We start from the raw sequence: 20,321 nt of genomic DNA on the forward strand, positions 1-20,321 counted from the left end.
ATTGTCGAAAAGCATGAGTTTCATGCATTTTTCCATACTCGACCGGGGAAGTGAAACCATTGCTTCGGCACGCCTAGCTTTTGGATGCGTAGGCGTAAAGCAGGGTCTCCTGGGCGCTGATGGCATCGCCGCTGCCGGGGTCCTGGGAGCGGTAGCTGCCATCACTCTGCAAAAGCCAGCTCTGGCAGTTATCGACCAGATAGGTTTCGAGGTCCTTGCGTACCCGCGTGGCGAGCTTCTTGTCCAGCAGCGGAAAGCAGGTTTCAACGCGGTGAAACATGTTGCGTGACATGAAGTCGGCACTGGAGCACCAGGTTTCCGACTTGCCGTCGTTGTGAAAGTGAAAGACCCGCGTATGTTCCAGAAAGCGGCCGATGATCGAGCGTACGCGAATGTTTTCGGAGACACCCGGCAGGCCGGGTTTCAGGCAACACATGCCACGAATGATCAGATCGCACTCGACGCCTGCCTGGGAGGCACGGTAGAGCGCCTTGATCAGTTTGGGTTCGGTCAACGAGTTGCACTTGATGATGATATGGCCACGCTTGCCCTTGCGCGCCAGCTGGGCTTCGCGATCGATCATCTCTACCAGGCGCTCGTGAAGGGTGAAGGGGGCGTGCAGCAGCGTGTCGATCTTGCGTGCCCGGCCCATGCCCGAGAGCTGTTGAAACACCTTGTGCACATCGGCGCACAGCGCGGTGTTGGCGGTAAGCAGGCTGTAGTCGGTATAGAGCTTGGCGGTCTTGGAGTGATAGTTGCCGGTGCCTAGATGCGCGTAGTGGCGCAGCTCGCCTTTCTCACGGCGTACGATATGCAGCATCTTGGCGTGGGTCTTGTAGGCCATCACGCCATAGATGACGATGGCCCCGGCTTCCTGCAGGCGCGAGGCGAGCTGCAGGTTGTCGGCCTCATCGAAACGGGCGCGCAGCTCGATCACCACGGTGACTTCCTTGCCCTGGCTTGCCGCATCCACCAGGGCGCTGACAATCGGTGAGTCGGCACCGGTACGGTAGAGCGTCTGCTTGATGGCCAGCACGTCCGGGTCGCGAGCCGCTTCGCGCAGAAGTTCCTCGATCGGCGAGAACGACTGGAACGGGTGGTGCAGGAGCACGTCGTTCTTGGCGATGGCATCGAACAGGCTGCCGGTTTTCAGCGCCTTGGGGATGCCCGGCATATATGGGCGATACATCAGCTCAGGGCGGTCTACATCGCCCAGCACCGACATCATGCGGGTCAGGTTGACCGGACCCTGAACGCGGTAGAGATCTTCTGCGTCCAGCTCGAACTGGCGAAGCAGGAAATTGGTCAGGTCATCCGGGCAGTTGTCAGCGACCTCCAGGCGTACGCCGCGGCCGTAACGCCGGGCAAGCAGCTCGCCGCGCAGCGCCGAGGCCAGGTCTGATACCTCCTCAGGGTCGACGGTCATGTCCGCGTTGCGGGTCAGCCGGAACTGATAGCAGCCGCGCACGCGCATGCCGGGAAACAGCTCCTCGGCGTGGGCGTGAATCATCGACGACAAAAACACGTACTCGGAAAAGCCCTCGGCACACAGCTCCTTGGGCAGCGGCATCAGCCTTGGCAGTGAGCGTGGTGCGGGGAGAATGGCCATGCCGCCCGCTCGGCCAAAGGCGTCCTTGCCTTCAAGCTCGACGATGAAGTTCAGGCTCTTGTTGACCAAGCGAGGGAAGGGGTGCGACGGGTCCAGGCCGATGGGGCTGATGACCGGCATGATTTCGTTGTTGAACAGCTCATACACCCAGGCCTTCTGCTGCTCGGTCCACTGGTCGCGGCGGCGAAAGCGCAGCCCCTGATGCTCCAGCGCCGGCAGCAGGGTATCGTTGAGAATGTGGTACTGGCGAGCGATCTGCTGATGAGCAATCTCGGAAATCTCGCTCAGCACTGCCTTGGGCAGGCGGCCGTCGGCGGCGGTGGTATTGTCACCAAGTGCCAGCTGATGCTTCAGGCCCGCCACGCGGATTTCGAAGAACTCATCCATGTTGGAGGAGAAGATCAGCAGAAACATCAAGCGGTTCAACAGCGGGTGGGCATCGTCCAGCGCCTGCTCGAGTACGCGAATATTGAACTGAAGGTGGGAGAGCTCGCGGTTGAAGTAGAGCTGGGGGTCGTCGAGGTCGGTTTCGCTGAGCGCTTCTCTGGCATGCACGCCGTTGGGTGTGCGGTTGATCCGCAGCGGCAGGCTTTCGCCCTCGGGGCTTGCGGATTCCGTCAGCGTCGTGGATGGTGAAACGTTCTGGTCCATGGTGGCTCCCCCGCCGTAATGGCTTTCATTAGCATAGCGCGATACCTGTCTTGCGAGCAGTATGGGGAGTAAAGATGACAAATAAGTGTCACCTATTTGTCATCTTCGGCGTCGGACCTAGCGCTCAGCCTGCAGCAGGCGCGCGGCTTCCAGCGCAAAGTAGGTCAGGATGCCGTCGGCGCCAGCTCGCTTGAAGCACATGAGCGATTCCAGAATGACAGGCTCCGCTTCCAGCCAGCCGTTGTCGAACGCGGCACGGTGCATGGCGTACTCGCCGCTTACCTGATAGGCGAACGTAGGCACCCGGAGTTCGCTCTTGACCCGTTGAACCACGTCCAGGTAGGGCATGCCGGGCTTGACCATGACCATGTCGGCGCCTTCGCTGATGTCCATGGCCACTTCGTGCAGCGCTTCATCGCTGTTGGCCGGGTCCATCTGATAGGTGCGCTTGTCGGCCTTGCCCAGATTGGCCGCCGAGCCGACCGCATCACGGAACGGACCATAGTACTTGGAGGCGTACTTGGCGCTGTAGGCCATGATGCGCACGTTATGCAGGTTATCCTGTTCAAGCACCCGGCGAATGGCGCCGATGCGGCCATCCATCATGTCGGACGGGGCCAGTACATCGGCACCGGCTTCGGCATGGGAGAGCGCCTGCTTGAGCAGCGTATCGACCGTACGGTCATTCTGGACATAGCCGTGCTCGTCGAGAATGCCGTCCTGACCATGGCTGGTATAAGGGTCGAGCGCCACATCGGTAATGATGCCGAGCTCCGGCAACGCTTCCTTGAGCGCTCGCACGCTGCGCTGAACCAGGCCGCTTGCGTTGTAGGCCTCTTCGGCAAGCTCGCTCTTCTGCTCGCTGCCCACCACGGGAAACAGCGCCAGGGCGGGAATGCCAAGCGCATGGGCTTCTCTTGCCTGCTCGATCAGCAAATCGATCGACAAACGCTCGACGCCCGGCATGGAGGGGATCGCCTCGCGCTGGTTTTCGCCCTCCAGCACAAATACCGGCAAGATCAGATCAGACGGGGTCAGCGTGGATTCCTGCATCAGGCGGCGAGAAAAGTCGTCGCGGCGCATGCGGCGCATGCGTGTACCGGGAAACTGGCGGGAACTCAATGTACTCAACGTCTCTCTCCCAACTGGGTCAAAAATGAGAATGCCCAAAGGCCTGCCCGGAGTATATCAGGCATGTCCTACGGCGAAAGCCGTCTTGTGGCCGTGCTCCTGACTGACTAAAGTTAGCGCTTGCTTGCCTGATAACAAGAGGCAACCCAGGGACAAGGAGAAAGGCATGACCAAACAGGTAGCAGTAGTGCTGGCAGGCTGCGGCGTTTTTGATGGTTCTGAAATCCATGAGACCACGCTGACGCTGCTGCGGCTGGATCAGCTGGGTATCGCTTACCGCTGTTTTGCTCCGGATATCGAGCAGCATCACGTCGTCAATCATCTGACCCAGGATGTTCAAGAAGGAGAGACGCGCAACGTGCTTCAGGAATCGGCGCGCCTGGCCCGCGGCGATATCCAGCCGCTAGGCGAGCTGAACGCCGATGACTTTGGCGCGGTGATCGTGCCGGGCGGTTTCGGCGTGGCCAAGAACCTCTCCGACTTCGCCAGCGAAGGTGATGGCATGCAGGTGATGGACGCCCTCAAGCAGGCGCTGACACCATTTTGGGAAGACGCCAAACCCATTGGCCTGATGTGTATTTCCCCGGTGCTGGTGCCACGTCTGCTGGGCGACAGTATTGCGGTCACCGTGGGCCATGACCCGGGCGTGGCGGGTGCCATCAGTGCCATGGGCGGTCTGCACCGCAGCTGCGCAGTCGACGATATCGTGGTGGATCTTGAACATCGCGTGGTCACCACGCCCGCCTATATGCTGGCAACGCGTATCAGTGAAGCCGCTACCGGTATTTTCAAGCTGGTGGAGCGGGTCGGTGAAATGATGGATCAGAAGCCGCTGAGTCCTTGAGCTCAATCGCCTCTGCCGAAGAACGGGCAGAGGCGTTCTGAAACCTGACAGCGAGCCTAGGACTCCTGCTCTTCGGCGGCCGCTTTCTCCTCGCGCTTTTTACGCACCAGGCGGCCAAACAGCAGGCCCACTTCATACAGCAGGTACATGGGCAGGGCGAGCAGGCTTTGTGACACCACGTCTGGCGGGGTCAGCAGCATGCCGATGACGAAGCAGCCCAGGAAGATATAGGGCCGCTTCTGGGAAAGGCTCTGCACGCTGGTAGCACCGGACAGAATCAGCAGGAACGTGGCGATTGGTATTTCAAAGGCCAGGCCGAAGGCAAAAAAGAGCTTCAGCACGAAGTTCAGATACTGGTTGATATCGGTCATTACCGCGACGTTTTCAGGCCCGGTCTGGGTGAAAAAGGCAAACAGCAGCGGAAACACCACGTAGTAGGCAAACGCGGCCCCGGCGTAGAAAAGCGCGATACTCGATACCAGCAGCGGGATCGCCAGCGCCTTTTCGTTATCGTAGAGGCCCGGCGCGATAAAGGCCCACGCCTGATGCAGCACGAAAGGAATGGCAATGAATACCGCTACCACCAGCGTCAACTTGAACGGCGCGAGAAACGGCGAAGCCACTTCGGTGGCGATCATCTGCGAGCCGGGTGGCAGCAGGGCCATCAACGGCTCGGCCACGAAGCTGTAGATGTCGTTGGCAAAGGCATAAAGGCCCAGAAAAACCACCAGTACCACGACGACCGCCCGCACCAGCCGCATGCGCAGCTCGATGAGGTGTTCGATCAGCGGTGCCTGCTGCTGGCCCTGCGGGGGCTCCCGAGAGTCGCCAGGAGTGCTCATGGGTGATTGCTATCCTTGTGAGAGGTCGCCGGGGGATGGTCTGAAGAGGCCGGCTCTGGCGGCGTATCGTTGACTTCCTGCAGGGCATCATCGAGCTGCGCACTCGCCTGGGCGACGCGTCGCTCGGTTTCCCTGGGCGCCTGGGACGTCGCATTGGGCGCTGCCGGCGAGGAGGGGTCGGCAATGCTTTCCACCTCCTGCTTGGCCTTTTTCAGACTGTCGTTCAAGGATTTCTGCTGATCCTTGAGCGTCTGGCGCAGCTCTTCGGCTTCAAGCTGGGCGCTGATTTCGCGCTGCATGCCGGATATCGTGCGCTTGATCTTGCCAACCCACAGCCCGGTCGTGCGTGCCGCCCGCGGCAGACGCTCGGGGCCAAGTACCAGCAGCCCGACGATGCCGATCAGCATCAGTTCAAGAAAACCGATATCCAGCATAGATTACTTGCGCTCTTCGCTGCGGGGCGTGGTCTTCTCTTCCGCCTGCACGTCGTAGGTATTGACCGGTTCTTCGTGGCCTACCTGGGCGTGGGGCTGATCGGCGGGTTTCTCGTCCTTTTCGTCTTCATGAACGGCTTTCTTGAAGCCCTTGACCGCGCCGCCCAGGTCGCTGCCCACGTTGCGCAGTTTCTTGGTGCCGAAGATCAGGATGATGATGCCTAATACAATCAGCAACTGCCAAATACTGATGCCACCTAACATATGCATGTCCTCATTGATTCAGGGTCGTCTTGCTATTATGGCGTACGGGCGGCTTTTTCGTCATGGCCTGACATGCCAAAGCGTCGCGCCAGCTCGTTCAATACATCCTGGTGGTCAAGCTCCAGATGCGACAGCATGACCAGACTATGAAACCACAGGTCGGCGGTCTCTGCGATGACCGCATGGCGCTGCTCCGCACTGCCGTGTTCGGCATCCTTGGCGGCCAGTAGCGTCTCGGTCGCTTCCTCGCCCACTTTTTCGAGTATCTTGTTCAAACCCTTGTGATGCAAGGAGGCGACATAAGAATTATCCGGAGAAGCGTTGCGACGCGTTCTGAGTACCTCGGCCAGGGTATCCAGTACAGGCGCCGATTCAGACGTTGGGTTGGGGGGCGTGTTCATGTCTCTCCTTTGAAACAGATGGCGTACCGAAAACCCGGCTATTGCCACAACAGTAGCAGCAGGCCAAGGCCCGCGCCGGCCAGCACCGGCCACTCCTGGGCGCTTGCCCAGCCGCTCAGCGGCTGCCAGGCCAGGGCAATGGCCACCAGCAGAAGCCCGATGCGCAGACGGTAATGGCGTTTTCCCTGGCGAGTCATGTGGCGCTGCATATGATGAATGGCGTCTACCTGCTGGTGACGCTGGCGGTGTTCGATTTCCATGCGGGTAAGCGCCTGGTGGGCAAGCACGGGAAGTTCGGGCAACTGGTGAGAGAGTTCGGGCGCTTGACGCTTCAGCGACTCCCAGAGCCCGCTGACCCCGGCACGCTCTTTCATCCACTGTTCGAGGTAGGGCTTGGCAGTGCTCCAGAGGTCTAGCTCCGGATAGAGCTGACGACCCAGCCCCTCGATGTTGAGCAGCGTCTTCTGCAGCAGCACCAGCTGCGGCTGAACCTCCATGTTGAAGCGTCGCGCGGTCTGGAAAAGCCCCAGCAGCACCTGGCCAAAGGAAATATCCTTCAGCGGCTTTTCGAGAATCGGCTCGCACACGGTGCGAATGGCGGCGGCAAACTCGTTGGCTCGGGTGTTTTCGCCTACCCAGCCCGACTCGATATGCAGCGCGGCAACTTCATAATAATCCTGATGGAAAAATGCCAGCAGATTGCGCGCCAGATAGTCCTGGTCCTCACGGGTGAGGCTCCCCACGATACCGCAGTCGATGGCGATATACTGAGGGTCTTCGGGGTTGTCGCAGTTGACGAAGATATTGCCGGGGTGCATGTCGGCATGAAAGAAGTTGTCGCGGAATACCTGGGTAAAAAACAGCTCGACGCCACGCTCGGCGAGTTTCTTGAGGTTCACGCCTTGCGAGATCAACGTCTCCATGTCCGCGACGGGAACACCGCGGATGCGCTCTTGAACCATGACATGGCGGCGTGTGAAAGGCCAGTAAATCGTCGGCACGAACAGCAGCGGTGAGTCCTTGAAGTTGCGCTTGAGCTGGGAGGTGTTGGCCGCTTCCTTGTAAAGATCGAGCTCGTCAAACAGGGTGGCTTCGTAGTCGCGGATGACTTCCACCGGTCGCAGTCGGCGCGCTTCGGGTATCTTGGCAAACAGTCTGGCGACCTGATACATCAGCGTCATGTCTTGTCGCATGATGCGATCGATGCCTGGCCGAATGATCTTGACCACCACCTCTTCACCGGTGTGCAGCCTGGCAGAATGCACCTGGGCAATGGAGGCCGAGGCAAGAGGCGTTTGCTCGAATGCGGCAAACGCCTCTTCAAGCGACATTTCCAGCTCCTTTTCGACGCGGGCAGCGGCAAGGTCGGCTGGAAAAGGCGGCACTTGATCCTGCAGCCGGCGAAGTTCGTTGGCGATGTCATCGGGCAGGAGATCCCGCCGCGTGGAGAGCATTTGCCCAAACTTGATGAAGATGGGGCCAAGCGCTTCCAGCGCCAGGCGCAGGCGCTCGCCGCGGGTACGCTTGCCCACCGGCATCAGCCGTAGTGGCGAAAACCACAGCAGGGTACGCAGCCAGAGCGGCAGGCGCTCCATGGGAATCAGCGTGTCCAGTCGATGACGCGCAATCACCCAAAGAATCTTGAACAAGCGCAAGCTCATGATCATGCACGCGGCTCCTGGGCAGCAGACGATACATCATGGTCGGATACTGCTCGGGTCAGACGGCGATGCAGCCGGTCAAGGCGCGCTTCCAGACGGTCGGTGGCCACCTCGAGCTCGGTCAGATGGTCACGCAGCAAATCACGCTGCTGTCGGCCAGGCAGAAGGCGTGCCTCTTCGAACACGTATTCGGAAACGTCCTGAAGCAGCTCATCCCTGGCGCGCAGTCCCCAGCGCGTCAGGCGGCGCACGCCTTCGGCCAGCGAATGCGCGGGCATGTCACCGAGCCAGCGGGCAAGTTCGCCCTCCCAGTCGATATCCAGGTCAAACAGCAGGTCGCGGGTGGCTTCCAGCAGGTGAATGCGCCCGCGTACGGCCAGCTTGCCGTCGAACATGAGCCGTTCGATGGAGGCGCCGCTGATCCACTCGGAAAATGTCTCGGGGGTAAGCTCTACCACGGCATCAACATCGCTCTCCTCGACGTTGTCGCCGTGCATCAGATCGATGCCTGACAGGTGATAGTGCAGCACAAGCTCGAGATGAGGCTTTTCAAGGCGCACCAGCAGGCGACTGCCCGCCAACGCCGCCAGGCGCGAAGGGGCCGCCGGGTCGCGGGCCAGCAGAGCGTTGAGCGTGCGTTCACAACCGGCCAGGAGCAGGGTCGGGGTTACCAGCATGCTGACCTCTGGTAGGGAAATGCCGTAAAAGACTTCTGCATGCAGTACGGCAAGGTCATAGCTTGATGCCGCGGTGCAGGGCCACGATACCGCCGGTCAGGTTGGTGTACTCCACCCGTTCAAGACCTGCGGTTTCCATCATGGCCTTGAGCGTTTCCTGGTCCGGATGCATGCGAATCGATTCGGCCAGGTAACGGTAGCTTTCGCCATCACCAGCCACCAGTTCGCCCATGCGCGGCAGCAGGCGGAAGGAGTACTCGTCGTAGGCCTTGGAGAGCAGCGGGTTGTTGGGCTTGGAGAACTCCAGTACCAGCAGCCGGCCACCGGGCTTGAGCACCCGCGCCATGGAGCGAAGGGCGGCGTCCTTGTCGGTGACGTTGCGCAGGCCAAAGGCAATGGTGATGCAGTCGAAACTGTTATCCGGGAACGGCAGGCATTCGGCGTTGGCCTGAACGTACTCGACGTTGCCGCCCACGCCGTTATCGATCAGCTTGTCGCGGCCTACCTTGAGCATCGAAGCATTGATATCCGCCAGCACCACCTTGCCGCGCGGGCCCACCAGGCGCGAGAACTTGAGCGTCAGGTCGCCGGTGCCGCCGGCGATATCCAGCACGTGATGGCCGGGGCGCACACCGGCGCGCTCGATGGTGAGCCGCTTCCAGACCCGGTGGATGCCCATGGACATCAAATCGTTCATGACATCGTAGCGGGCGGCAACGGAGTGGAAGACATCGGCGACACGGGAGGCTTTCTCGTCGACCGGTACTTCCTGGTATCCAAAATGGGTGGTGCGCTTTTCCGTGGGGCTCATGGGGCTTTAGCTCCCGATTTCGAGGCGGTAACAATCGACCGGATGGTCGCCGTGTTAAAAGATTGCCGATATTGTAGCCTTGTCTGGCCCAATTTGTCTGCGCCAGCGCAGGCATGCCTCATTATAGTGGCTGAAACAGGCAGTATCGGTGATGGATATTCACAGCTGCTTGAAGTGAATGCCGGCAGGCTCCCGGGAGGCGCCAGCGTCTTCCAGCCGTTTGAGGTAGTTGTCCCAGTACGCCTGCTGATGAGTGGCAAGCTCGAACAGGTAGTTCCAGCTGTAAAGGCCGCTGTCGTGGCCATCATCGAAATGTAGCTTCAGCGCATAGTTGCCCGTCTGGGTAATGTTCTGCAGCCCGACGTGCTTCTTGCCCACCTGCAGCACGGCGCTGTCGCCACCGTGGCCGCGTACTTCGGCCGAGGGCGAGTAGACCCGCAAGAACTCGACAGGTAGCCGGTAGGTGTCGCCGTTTGAGTAGCCAAGCTCCAGCTCGCGCGACTGCTTGTGATAGTGAACCCGGCTGGGAATCGGGGCGGTCGTAGGGGCGTTCATGGATGCATCACCTCGTGACGATAGACGATGAAAGGCAGCTTGCCCCGCGGTGCGTGCGATGGCAAGCGCGGCGGCAAGCTGCCCTGACCGTGCCGATTGGCAGGCTTACAGAATGTAGCGCGACAGGTCTTCGTCGACCGCCAGCTCGCCCAGCTGGGCGTTGACGTAATCCGCATCGATGGTCAAGGGGCTATCCATGTCGCCACCCTTGAACGAGGCTTCTTCCAGCAGGCGCTCCATCACGGTGTGCAGGCGCCGCGCGCCGATGTTCTCGGTGCCTTCGTTGACCTGCCAGGAGATCTCGGCAATGCGCTCGATGCCGTCCGGGGTGAACTCGACATCAAGTCCTTCGGTGGCCAGCAGCGCCTGGTACTGCTTGGTCAGAGAGGCCGATGGCTCGGTCAGGATACGCTTGAAATCATTCGGAGTGAGCGCATCGAGCTCGACACGGATCGGCAGGCGGCCCTGAAGCTCCGGGATCAGATCCGACGGGCGCGACAGATGGAAGGCACCCGATGCAATGAACAGGATATGGTCGGTCTTGACCATGCCGTACTTGGTCGACACGGTGGAGCCTTCGATCAGCGGCAGCAGGTCGCGCTGCACGCCCTCTCGGGAGACTTCGCCGCCGCTTGATTGACCGCTGCCCTTGGCGACCTTGTCGATCTCGTCCAGGAACACGATGCCGTGCTGCTCGACGGACTCCACTGCGCGCGCCTTGATCTCGTCTTCATTGACCAGCTTGCCCGCTTCCTCGTCGCGCAGCAGCACCAGGGCTTCCTTGACGGTCACCCGCCGGCTTTCGCGTTTCTGCTGGCCCATGCTGGAGAACAGGCTCTGCAGCTGGTTGGTCATCTCTTCCATGCCCGGCGGGGTCATGATATCGACGCCCGGCCCCTGGGAGAGCACTTCGATATCGATCTCCTTGTCGTCGAGCTGGCCTTCGCGCAGCTTCTTGCGAAACGACTGGCGCGTGCTGCTCTCTTCACGCGGCTTGTCTTCCTGGCCGCGGGGCGGGGGCAGCAGGGCGTCGAGCACACGATCTTCGGCGGCGTCTTCTGCGCGATGGCCGACCTCCTCCTTGGCGTGCTCGCGCACCATCTTGATCGCGGCTTCCATCAGGTCACGAATGATCGATTCGACATCGCGGCCTACATAGCCGACCTCGGTGAACTTGGTCGCCTCCACCTTGATGAACGGCGCGCGGGCGAGCTTGGCAAGCCGCCGGGCGATCTCGGTCTTGCCCACGCCGGTCGGGCCGATCATGAGGATGTTCTTCGGGGTCACTTCCGGGCGCAGCTCGGCGTCGAGCTGCATGCGCCGCCAGCGGTTACGCAGCGCAATCGCCACGGCGCGCTTGGCGTCCTTCTGGCCGATAATGTACTGATCGAGGGCGTGAACAATTTCGCGGGGTGTCATCTGAGTCATAATTCAACCTCAACGTTCGTTGGTATCAAGCTCTTCGAGCGTCACGTGATGATTGGTGAATACACAGATGTCACCAGCAATTTGCAGCGATTTCTCGGTGATTTCGCGCGCCGACAGGTCGGTGTTTTCCAGCAGCGCCCGGGCGCTGGCCTGGGCGAAGTTGCCCCCGGAGCCGATGGCGATGATGCCGCGCTCGGGTTCGACCACGTCACCGTTGCCGGTGATGATCAAGGACGCGCTGTGATCCGCCACGGCGAGCAGGGCTTCGAGCCGACGCAGGGCGCGGTCGGTGCGCCAGTCCTTGGCAAGCTCCACGGCCGCCTTGGTCAAGTGGCCCTGATACTTCTCGAGCTGGGCTTCGAAGCGTTCGAACAGCGTGAACGCATCGGCGGTGCCGCCGGCAAACCCGGCAAGTACCTTGCCACGGTAGAGGCGACGCACCTTGCTGGCGTTGCCCTTCATCACGGTATTGCCAAGTGATACCTGGCCGTCACCGGCCAGGGCGACCTGATCACCGCGACGTACGGATACGATAGTGGTCATGGAGATGACTCCTTGAGGGAGGCTGGCTCCCGGTAACTGTCCGGCCACCTGATGAATGAAAGGGCGGCCGCCTGAAAAGACAATGGACAATAAAATGCGGGCGGTTGATGAAAAATCAACCGCCCGCCGGATAATGCATGCCGCGTTATCAGTTCTGCAGCTGGATCAGCAGGGGCTCGATGCCCTGAGTGGTCATCAGGTCCTGGGCACGATTCAGCTCGCGGGTATCCTCATACGGCCCCACCTGCACCCGATGCCAGGTGTCGCCACCGGCCTGGACTTCGCTGATATGAGCCAGCAGGCTGAGATTGCGCAGCCGGCCGCGCAGCTGTTCGGCATCCCCCAGCTCTTTGAACGAGGCGGCCTGCAGCATGTAGCGGTTGGGCGAACTGGCGGCGGCAGGGGCTGCCTGCGGCGCGGCGCTGGCCTGCTCTTCGGGGCGCGTGTTGGCCGCGATGACCTGAGCGATCGGGTCGTCATCCCCGGTTTGCGCGTTCCCCGAGGCGTCCGCCGCCTGTTCGGCAACGTCAGGACGGGTAACGTTGGAGGGCAGCGTCACGCCCGGCGCAATGACCTCGGTCTCCGGCAGCAGCGTGTAGAACTCGAACGTTGGCATCGCCGGCTGGCTGGATGATTCACTTTCGCGGGCGGCGGCGCGCTCGGCGCTCTCCGGCTTTGAAAGCACCGTGGCCTGGGGCTGGTCGCTCGGCGCATCCTGCCAGGGGGCGGTGCCGTGCTGATGCTGGGCGAGGAAAAAGCCTGCTGCCATGCCGGCCAGGCCCCACGCCCAGCCGGGCAGGCGAAAACCACCACCGCTGGACGACCGGGGCGCCTTGCGCTGCGACGTCGCGCCGCGGCGGGAGGGCTTCTTGCGCGGGCTGGCCATGTATTACATCTCCTCGGGGGCGCTGACGCCCATCAGGTCCAGCCCGTTGCGCAGCACCTGGCGGGTCGCCAGGCCAAGCGCCAGGCGAACGTTGCGCAGAGTGTCGTCATCGACCATGACCTTGACCGCGTTGTAGCAGGTGTGGAAATCACCGGCCAGGTCGAGCAGGTACTGGGCTACCTGCTGAGGCTCACGGTTGCGGGCCGCGTTCTGGACCACTTCCGGGTAGCGCGCCAGGCGGTTGAGTACGGCTTTCTCCTGGTCGCTGTCCAGCAGGGCCAGGTTGGCCATGGCGAGGGCGTGGTCAAACGGCTGGTCGGCGGCTTCGGCCTTGCGCAGCATGCTGCTGACCCGGGCATGTGCGTACTGGATGTAGTACACCGGGTTGTCGTTGGACTGGGAGCGCGCCAGGTCGATATCAAAGGTCAGCTGGGAATCGGCGCGGCGTGCCGCCAGGAAGAAGCGCGTGGCATCGCGGCCCACTTCATCGATCAAATCGCGTACCGTGACGTAGCTGCCGGCCCGCTTGGAGAGCTTTACCTCGACGCCCGAGCGCGTCACCATGACCATCTGGTGCAGCACGTAGTCCGGCCAGCCCTTGGGAATGCCCACTTCCAGCGCCTGAAGCCCGGCGCGTACCCGGGTGACGGTGGAGTGGTGGTCGGCGCCCTGCTCGTTGATCACCGTGGTGAAGCCGCGCTGCCACTTGTTCAAGTGGTAGGCCACGTCGGGCAGGAAGTAGGTATAGCCGCCTTCACGCTTGCGCATGACGCGGTCCTTGTCGTCGCCAAAGTCGGTAGTGCGCAGCCACATGGCGCCATCTTCTTCATAGGTATGGCCGTTGGCAACGAGCTTTTCGACCGTCTCATCCACCTTGCCATCTTCGTACAGCGAGGACTCGAGGAAATAGACGTCAAACTCGACGCCAAAGGCCTTGAGGTCCAGATCCTGCTCGCGACGCAGCCAGGCCACGGCGAACTCCTGGATGGCGTCCAGGTCGTCCGGGTTGGCCTTGGCGGTGACTTCACGGTCATCGGCGGTGACGGTCTTGCCGGCCAGGTAATCATTGGCGACATCGATGATGTACTCGCCGCGGTAGCCGTCTTCCGGCCAGCTGGCATCGTCCGGGCCCAGGCCCTTGGCGCGCGCCTGCACCGAGCGCGCCAGGTTGGCGATCTGCGCCCCCGCATCGTTGTAGTAGAACTCGCGGGTCACGTCGTAACCCGTGGCTTCCAGCAGGCGGCTCAGGCAGTCGCCGATTGCCGCCCCCCGGCCGTGGCCCACGTGCAGCGGGCCGGTGGGGTTGGCGGAAACGAATTCCACCTGCACTTTTTCCCCTTTGCCCACCAGGCTGCGGCCAAAGGCGTCGCCGGAGTCCAGCACCTGGGCGACGATCTGCGCGGCGGCATCGGCGGCGGCAAAGAAATTGATGAAGCCGGGGCCGGCAATCTCGGTTTTCTGGATGGCGTCACTCTGGGGCAGGGCGGTAATCATCGCCTCGGCAAGCTCCCGAGGATTCTTGCCCGCCGGCTTTGCCAGCATCAGCGCCAGGTTGGTCGCGTAATCGCCGTGGGCCTTGTCCTTGGTAGGGTCAACCTTGATGGTGGGCTGAAGGTCAGCGGGCAGCACGCCTTGGTGCTTGAGCGCGTCGACCGCGCCGGTGAGCAGGGAAATAATCGTGTCTTTCATGTCGGTATCCGGATAACGTCGGTGGCGGCGTGTGCAGGCAAGCACGGCTAGGCGGGCCAGGTCGCGGGCGCTCAGGCCAGGCCTAGGTGCATCAGCAAAGCGGCCATTATCAGCATTTGACGCACAGTTTCAAAGCGGTTGATGCGATCAGGGCATAAGTGCCCCTGTCTGGTCCGGCCTTTCAGAGCCGTTTTCAGTGACCTGGTACGAGTCTGGCCAGGATCAGCTCAGGGTCTGCGGGTCGATGTCGATTGACCAGCGCACCCGGCGCGCCTCACGGTTAGCCTCCATCCACTGCACCAGCCAACTGGCGGCCGCGTGCAGCTGGCTGCGCTTGCCGGCAGCCAGCATCAGGTGAAGATGATAGCGGTTCTGGCGCCGCTCCATGGGGGCAGGCACGGGCCCGAGGCAGTGAGTGGCAAGCCGGGTTTCTCCAAGCCACTGGCGAAGCGCCTGGCCTGCCTGCTGGGCAAGCGCCAGTGCCGCTTCTTCTCTGGGGCTTTCAATGCGTAACAGCGCCATGAAGGTGAAGGGCGGCAGCTGGGCCAGGCGACGCTCTTCAAGCAGGTTGCGGGCGAGCGCACCGTAGCCCTGTTCGGCCAGCTGGCCCAGGTGCGGGTCATCCGGATGCAGGGTCTGTATCAGCACTCGGCCTGGGTCGGCGGCGCGGCCCGCCCGGCCCGCTACCTGCTCCAGAAGCTGGGCGCTGTGCTCAAGAGCGCGGAAGTCGGCGGCGTAGAGCCCGCCATCGGCATTGATCACCACCACCAGGGTCACGTGGGGCAGGTGGTGCCCCTTGGCGAGCATCTGCGTGCCCACCAGCAGGCAGGGTTCGCCGCGCTGAATCTCCTTGAGAATCTGCTCGAAACTGTCTTTCTTGCGCGTGCTGTCGCGGTCGATGCGGTGTACCGCCACCTTGGGGAAAAGGCCCTGCAGTGTTTCCTCGGTACGCTCGGTGCCTGCCCCGAGCGCGCGTAAATCGCCGCTGCCGCACTCGGGGCAGGCATCCGGCAGCGCCCGGCGGCTGTCGCAGTGGTGGCAGGCGAGCAGCGGCGGCTGGCGGTGCAAGGTCATGCGCGAATCGCACTGGCCGCATTCGGCTATCCAGCCGCAGGCGTGGCAGGCAAGCGTTGGGGCAAAACCGCGCCGGTTGATGAAGACCAGCACCTGCTTGCCGGCGGCCAGGGTCGACTTGATCGCCTTGATCGCTTCGGGCAGCAGGCCGCCTTGACGACGCTGGTGGCGCAGGTCGATCAGCTCGAGCCTGGCTGGCTGATGGCGGCTCGGGCGCTGGGTAAGGCGCACATGGCGATAGCTGCCGGAGAGTGCCTGCTGAAGGCTTTCGAGCGAGGGCGTGGCGCTGCCCAGCAGCAGCGGAATGCCGTGGTAATGGGCGCGGGCCACGGCCAGGTCCCGGGCGTGATAGCGTAGCCCGTCCTGCTGCTTGTAGGAGCCGTCGTGCTCCTCGTCGACGATGATCGCTCCCGGGTTGGCAAGCGGGGTGAAGATCGCCGAGCGCGTGCCGATGACGATCAGCGCCCGCCCGCTGGCGGCGGCTTCCCATACGTCCAGCCGTTCAGGGTCGGTCAGCCCCGAGTGCAGAGCGACGACCGGCGCGCGAAAGCGGCTTCTAAAGCGGGCCAGCGTCTGCGGGGTCAGGCCGATCTCGGGTACCAGCACCAGCGACTGCTTGCCCTTGGCCGCCACCGCTTCAATAAGCTGCAGATAGACCTCGGTCTTGCCGCTGCCAGTGACGCCTTCAAGCAGGCAAGGGTGGTAGCCATCCAGCTTCTCGTGCAGGGTCGAAAGCGCCACTGCCTGTTCGCGGCTGAGCGGCAGGGCCGGGGCGGCCAGCAGATTGCCACTTGGCGGCTCGGGGGCCGTCAGCGTGATGTCCTGCGAGTAGGCCAGGCCCTTTTTCATCAGCGCGTTGAGCTGCTCGCGACCAAAGCCGTGGGCGCTGACGGCGCGAGTGGCCAGACCATGAGGATGCTGGCAGAGCAGCGCGTATAGCTCCGCCTGCTTGGGCGCGCGGTTCAAGTCCGGCGAAACCTGCCTATTGGCCCGCCACAGTGTCTGCGTACGCCCGGCCATGGGGTGGCCCTGGCGCAGCCTGGCGGGCATGGCGTGATGCAGCGTATCGCCCAGGCTGTGCTGATAGTAGCGGGCAGCGAAACGGCACAGCCACAGCCAGTCCTTGGGGAGCGGCGTGTCATCCAGTGCTTCGATGACGGCACGCAGCTGGCTGCGCGGAAGCTCGCTGTCATTCGCCAGTTCAACCACCACGCCCACCACGTCGCGCCGCCCGAAGGGCACGCGTACGCGAAGCCCCGGCTGCCAGCCGCAGGGGGGGACACGGCTGGCCGGCAGGTAGTCGAACAGGCGGCGCAGCGGAGAAGGCAAGGCGATTTTCAGCACCTGTAAAGAAACAGTGTCAGGCAATTGGCCTCCGGCGATAAGTTTTGCTAAAATATGCGGCCGCTCAGAATCTATACGATCCGGCGGTTAACCGGTTAGCAGTTTTTCCAAACCCGTATGCGGTGCCTGGCAGCGGATCAGGTGGCGGCATATAGCTTGAGAGGTCATCACGATGAAACAAGGTATCCACCCGAATTACAACACGGTCACCGCCAACTGCTCTTGCGGTGCCAGCTTCCAGGTCGGTTCTACTTCTGGCCAGGATTTCTCGCTGGACGTATGCTCCAACTGCCACCCGTTCTACACCGGCAAGCAGAAGCAAGCGACCACTGGTGGCCGCGTAGAGCGCTTCAACAAGCGTTTCGGCGCTGCTGTCAAGCGCGGCTGATCCTCACGGAAGCCACTGCGCACACCCAATGTGTGCCGCAGAAAAACCCACGCCACGGCGTGGGTTTTTTATTGCCTGGAAAATGGAAGGGATTTTCATGAATGCTGCGCTACAGCAATAAGCAAACCGTTATGGCTAGAGTGTGTTTACATAAGATTCAGCAAATAGCTGTTAAAAGTAATCAACGTGAAGGAAAATTCACTAAAAGGCGGGTTTCTCGTTTGGGTTGACGGATCGCTTGAGGCAGCCGGTGTTTTTCTATATTCTGAAAGGACTTATCTGTTTTACTACTTTAGGCTAATTGGACGCGACCATGACGGATGCAAACAAGCAGGCAGCGCTGGACTATCACGCACAACCGATCCCCGGCAAGCTCTCCGTGGAGCTGACCAAGCCCACCGCTACCGCACGGGATCTGGCGCTGGCGTATAGCCCGGGCGTGGCCGAGCCGGTTCGTGAAATCGCGCGCGAAGCTGAAAACGCCTACCGCTATACCGGCAAGGGCAATCTGGTCGCCGTCATTTCCGACGGTAGCGCCATTCTAGGCCTTGGCAACCTGGGGCCGCTGGCCAGCAAGCCGGTCATGGAAGGCAAGGGCGTGCTGTTCAAGTGCTTTGCCGGTATCAACTCGGTGGACATCGAAGTCGATGCGGAAAGCCCGCAGGCGTTTATCGACACCGTCGCCCGCATTGCCGATACCTGGGGCGGTATCAACCTTGAAGATATCAAGGCGCCGGAGTGCTTCGAGATCGAGAAAGCGCTGATCGAACGGTGCAATATCCCCGTCTTCCACGACGACCAGCACGGCACCGCCATCGTGACCGCAGCCGGTATGCTCAATGCGCTGGAAATCGCCGGCAAGTCGATCGAGAACGTCAGGATCGTCTGCATGGGTGCGGGGGCGGCAGCGATTGCCTGCATGCGCCTGCTGGTTTCCTGCGGTGCCAAGAAAGAGAACCTGGTGATGCTGGATCGTCGGGGCGTTATCCATACCGGTCGCGACGGCATCAACGAGTACAAGGCCGAGTTTGCCCTCGATACCCAGATGCGCACGCTGGATGATGCCATCGATGGCGCCGATGTGTTCATCGGCCTGTCCGGCCCCGGCCTGCTGTCCGCCGAGCAGGTCAAGAAGATGGCCGCTGACCCGGTGATCTTTGCCTGCACCAACCCGGACCCGGAAATTCACCCGGACGTTGCCCGCGAAGCACGCCCGGACGTGATCATGGCCACCGGCCGCTCGGATTTCCCCAACCAGGTCAACAATGTGCTGGGCTTCCCGTTCATTTTCCGCGGGGCGCTGGATGTACGCGCCACGCGCATCAATGAAGCCATGAAGCTGGCGGCGGTACACGCCTTGAAGGATCTGGCCCGCGAGCCGGTGCCCCAGGAAGTGCTGAGCGCCTACGAGCGCACGGAAATGAGCTTTGGCCGCGACTACATCATCCCCACGCCGGTGGATATCCGCCTGCTCGAGCGTGTCTCGTCGGCGGTGGCCCAGGCGGCGGTGGATTCCGGTGTGGCGCGCAAGCCTTACCCGGCGCACTACCCGCTGAAGACGATCAATGACGTCTACGGCGACTGATCGTCTCGCTTGAAAGCTGCACAACGCCCGCCCATGCTGCGGGCGTTGTGCTTTCTGGCCATGGCGTTTGACGCTTGCTGTCAGCGAATGGACTCATCGTGCATGCGGGTCAGCCCTTCCTGGGCGGTGGATGCAATCAGGCGCCCATCGCGGCTGTAGATATGCCCGCGCGCCAGTCCGCGCGAGCCGCCCGCCCAGGGCGAGTCGATCACGTACAAAAGCCACTCGTCCAGGCGGGTGTCCTCGTGAAGCCACAGGGTGTGGTCCAGGCTTGCGATGCGCAGCTTCGGGTCGGTAAATTCGATACCGTGGGGCAGCAGGCTGGTGGTCAGCAGGTTGAAGTCCGAAGCGTAGGAAAGCAGGTGGCGGTGCAGGGCCGGGTCATCGGGCAGCGTGCCGGAAAAGCGGAACCACAGGCACTGCCCGGCCGGCTCGCCGTGGCCCGGATTGCCCTTGATATGCAGAAACTCGATCGGGTGGCCGGGAAAACGTGAATGCTTGGCCGCGCCGCTTTCGATCAGCGCTTCCGGGGCGTCGACATCCGGCATGGCGCGCTGATGCTCGATGCCTTTTTCCGGCGCGTGAAACGAGGCGCTGCAGAAAAAGATCGGCCGCCCTTTCTGAATTGCCGTGACGCGGCGCGTGGTGAAACTGCCGCCGTCACGTACGTTGTCCACCTGGTACACCACCGGGCGGTGGGGGTCGCCGGGGCGCAGAAAATAGCCGTGCTGGGAGTGCGGGCGGCGCTCGGCGGGCACCGTGCGCGAGGCGGCGGCCAGCGCCTGCCCAAGCACCTGGCCGCCATACAGCTGAGGAAAGCCTAAATCCTGGCTCTGGCCACGAAACAGTGTCTCTTCGAGGGTTTCGAGCTCAAGTAAATTTACTAGCGTATTCAGCGCGTCGGTCATTCTGGGTATCCTTGGGCTATCCAATGCGGTCCATGAGGGCGGGCTTGCGCCTGCAACAGGGCCGCCGCGCACAACATTTTGCTACCTTAGCGGAGTTTGCCTTGATACGCAGCGACGAATTTTACATGCACCGTGCCCTCGAGCAGGCGCATCTGGCGGCCGAGGCGGGCGAAGTGCCGGTAGGGGCGGTGGTAGTCAGTGTCGATGGTGACATACTGGCAGCCGCCCATAATGCCCCGGTGGCCAGCTGTGACCCAAGTGGTCATGCAGAAATTCGCGCCTTGCGTGAGGCCGGGCAAGTCTGCGGCAACTACCGCTTGGAGGAGTGCACGCTGTATGTCACGCTGGAGCCGTGCATGATGTGCGCCGGCGCCATGGTTCATGCCCGGGTGAAACGGCTGGTGTACGGCGCTGCCGAGCCGCGTACCGGCATGGTGGAGTCCAAGGCCAATCTGCTTGCCCAGCCGTGGTTCAACCATCGAATAGAGGTGAATGGCGGCGTGCTGGCGCCGGCGTCCAGAAAACTCTTGAAAGCGTTTTTTGCCGCAAGACGCTAGGCTTGTTCGGATCTGCCTGGGTTTCAGGCGGTCACTCGA

The 20,321-nt window shown here is 62.0% G+C and carries 20 protein-coding genes; 4 read left to right on the forward strand and 16 right to left on the reverse strand.

Features of this window, described 5'->3' with window-relative positions; all coding sequences use genetic code 11:
* Nucleotides 1-73: 73 nt before the first annotated feature.
* Nucleotides 74-2,260, reverse strand: coding sequence for a polyphosphate kinase 1 (ppk1, locus tag HW452_RS00325; RefSeq protein WP_224104118.1), 2,187 nt, complete (start codon nt 2,258-2,260; stop codon nt 74-76).
* 117 nt (nt 2,261-2,377) lie between these two features.
* Nucleotides 2,378-3,391 carry a porphobilinogen synthase gene (hemB, locus tag HW452_RS00330; protein ID WP_224104119.1) on the reverse strand — a complete coding sequence of 338 codons (1,014 nt, stop codon included), beginning with the start codon at nt 3,389-3,391 and terminating at the stop codon, nt 2,378-2,380.
* A gap of 166 nt (nt 3,392-3,557) precedes the next feature.
* Between hemB and elbB the strand changes: the two genes are divergently transcribed.
* Nucleotides 3,558-4,235 carry an isoprenoid biosynthesis glyoxalase ElbB gene (gene elbB, locus HW452_RS00335; protein ID WP_224104120.1) on the forward strand — a complete coding sequence of 226 codons (678 nt, stop codon included), beginning with the start codon at nt 3,558-3,560 and terminating at the stop codon, nt 4,233-4,235.
* 56 nt (nt 4,236-4,291) lie between these two features.
* Here the strand turns inward: elbB and tatC are convergent, their stop codons facing one another.
* From tatC to HW452_RS00400, 13 genes are all read right to left on the reverse strand, one after another.
* On the reverse strand, nt 4,292-5,077 hold the full coding sequence (tatC, locus tag HW452_RS00340) for a twin-arginine translocase subunit TatC (RefSeq protein ID WP_224104121.1): 786 nt from the start codon (nt 5,075-5,077) through the stop codon (nt 4,292-4,294).
* Entirely contained in the window at nt 5,074-5,511 is a 438-nt protein-coding gene (tatB, locus tag HW452_RS00345) for a Sec-independent protein translocase protein TatB (RefSeq protein ID WP_224104122.1), read from the reverse strand. Before tatB ends, tatC begins: the two co-directional genes overlap by 4 nt.
* A 3-nt stretch (nt 5,512-5,514) precedes the next feature.
* Complete coding sequence (tatA, locus tag HW452_RS00350) at nt 5,515-5,775, reverse strand: Sec-independent protein translocase subunit TatA (RefSeq protein WP_224104564.1); 261 nt, start codon at nt 5,773-5,775, stop codon at nt 5,515-5,517.
* Nucleotides 5,776-5,810: 35 nt separating this feature from the next.
* A complete protein-coding gene (locus tag HW452_RS00355; RefSeq protein WP_224104123.1) occupies nt 5,811-6,176 on the reverse strand; it encodes a phosphoribosyl-ATP diphosphatase in 366 nt (121 codons plus the stop codon).
* 38 nt (nt 6,177-6,214) lie between these two features.
* The gene (ubiB, locus tag HW452_RS00360) at nt 6,215-7,837 is read right to left on the reverse strand and encodes a ubiquinone biosynthesis regulatory protein kinase UbiB (RefSeq protein WP_224104565.1); all 1,623 of its coding nucleotides are present in this window, start codon (nt 7,835-7,837) and stop codon (nt 6,215-6,217) included.
* Nucleotides 7,838-7,839: 2 nt separating this feature from the next.
* Nucleotides 7,840-8,514: a ubiquinone biosynthesis accessory factor UbiJ gene (locus HW452_RS00365; RefSeq protein WP_224104124.1), complete on the reverse strand. Its 675-nt coding sequence runs from the start codon at nt 8,512-8,514 to the stop codon at nt 7,840-7,842.
* A 55-nt stretch (nt 8,515-8,569) separates the two neighbouring features.
* Entirely contained in the window at nt 8,570-9,325 is a 756-nt protein-coding gene (gene ubiE, locus HW452_RS00370; protein WP_224104125.1) for a bifunctional demethylmenaquinone methyltransferase/2-methoxy-6-polyprenyl-1,4-benzoquinol methylase UbiE, read from the reverse strand.
* 159 nt (nt 9,326-9,484) lie between these two features.
* A complete protein-coding gene (locus HW452_RS00375) occupies nt 9,485-9,880 on the reverse strand; it encodes a gamma-butyrobetaine hydroxylase-like domain-containing protein (RefSeq protein WP_224104126.1) in 396 nt (131 codons plus the stop codon).
* A gap of 105 nt (nt 9,881-9,985) precedes the next feature.
* A complete protein-coding gene (gene hslU / locus HW452_RS00380; protein ID WP_224104127.1) occupies nt 9,986-11,308 on the reverse strand; it encodes an ATP-dependent protease ATPase subunit HslU in 1,323 nt (440 codons plus the stop codon).
* A 9-nt stretch (nt 11,309-11,317) separates the two neighbouring features.
* Entirely contained in the window at nt 11,318-11,851 is a 534-nt protein-coding gene (hslV, locus tag HW452_RS00385; RefSeq protein ID WP_224104128.1) for an ATP-dependent protease subunit HslV, read from the reverse strand.
* Nucleotides 11,852-11,999: 148 nt separating this feature from the next.
* Nucleotides 12,000-12,737 carry an SPOR domain-containing protein gene (locus HW452_RS00390; protein ID WP_224104129.1) on the reverse strand — a complete coding sequence of 246 codons (738 nt, stop codon included), beginning with the start codon at nt 12,735-12,737 and terminating at the stop codon, nt 12,000-12,002.
* A gap of 3 nt (nt 12,738-12,740) precedes the next feature.
* Nucleotides 12,741-14,426 (reverse strand): arginine--tRNA ligase, encoded by a 1,686-nt coding sequence (gene argS, locus HW452_RS00395; RefSeq protein ID WP_224104130.1) that lies wholly within the window; start codon nt 14,424-14,426, stop codon nt 12,741-12,743.
* Between the two features lie 222 nt (nt 14,427-14,648).
* Nucleotides 14,649-16,868 (reverse strand): primosomal protein N', encoded by a 2,220-nt coding sequence (locus tag HW452_RS00400; protein ID WP_224104131.1) that lies wholly within the window; start codon nt 16,866-16,868, stop codon nt 14,649-14,651.
* Nucleotides 16,869-17,016: 148 nt separating this feature from the next.
* Here HW452_RS00400 and rpmE point away from each other — a divergent pair, with 148 nt between their 5' ends.
* Both rpmE and HW452_RS00410 read left to right on the forward strand, forming a co-directional pair.
* The gene (gene rpmE, locus HW452_RS00405) at nt 17,017-17,232 is read left to right on the forward strand and encodes a 50S ribosomal protein L31 (protein ID WP_106373773.1); all 216 of its coding nucleotides are present in this window, start codon (nt 17,017-17,019) and stop codon (nt 17,230-17,232) included.
* 313 nt (nt 17,233-17,545) lie between these two features.
* Nucleotides 17,546-18,817, forward strand: a complete 1,272-nt coding sequence (locus tag HW452_RS00410; RefSeq protein WP_224104132.1) for a malic enzyme-like NAD(P)-binding protein — start codon at nt 17,546-17,548, stop codon at nt 18,815-18,817.
* 80 nt (nt 18,818-18,897) lie between these two features.
* Here HW452_RS00410 and HW452_RS00415 read toward each other — a convergent pair whose 3' ends face one another.
* Nucleotides 18,898-19,725: an acyl-CoA thioesterase gene (locus HW452_RS00415; protein WP_224104133.1), complete on the reverse strand. Its 828-nt coding sequence runs from the start codon at nt 19,723-19,725 to the stop codon at nt 18,898-18,900.
* Nucleotides 19,726-19,829: 104 nt separating this feature from the next.
* On the opposite strand from HW452_RS00415, the gene tadA reads away from it, so the two are divergent.
* The gene (gene tadA / locus HW452_RS00420; RefSeq protein ID WP_224104566.1) at nt 19,830-20,282 is read left to right on the forward strand and encodes a tRNA adenosine(34) deaminase TadA; all 453 of its coding nucleotides are present in this window, start codon (nt 19,830-19,832) and stop codon (nt 20,280-20,282) included.
* The last annotated feature ends 39 nt before the right edge of the window (nt 20,283-20,321 follow it).

Origin of the sequence: Vreelandella aquamarina (assembly GCF_020075495.1) — a bacterium.
GTDB lineage: Bacteria > Pseudomonadota > Gammaproteobacteria > Pseudomonadales > Halomonadaceae > Vreelandella > Vreelandella aquamarina_A.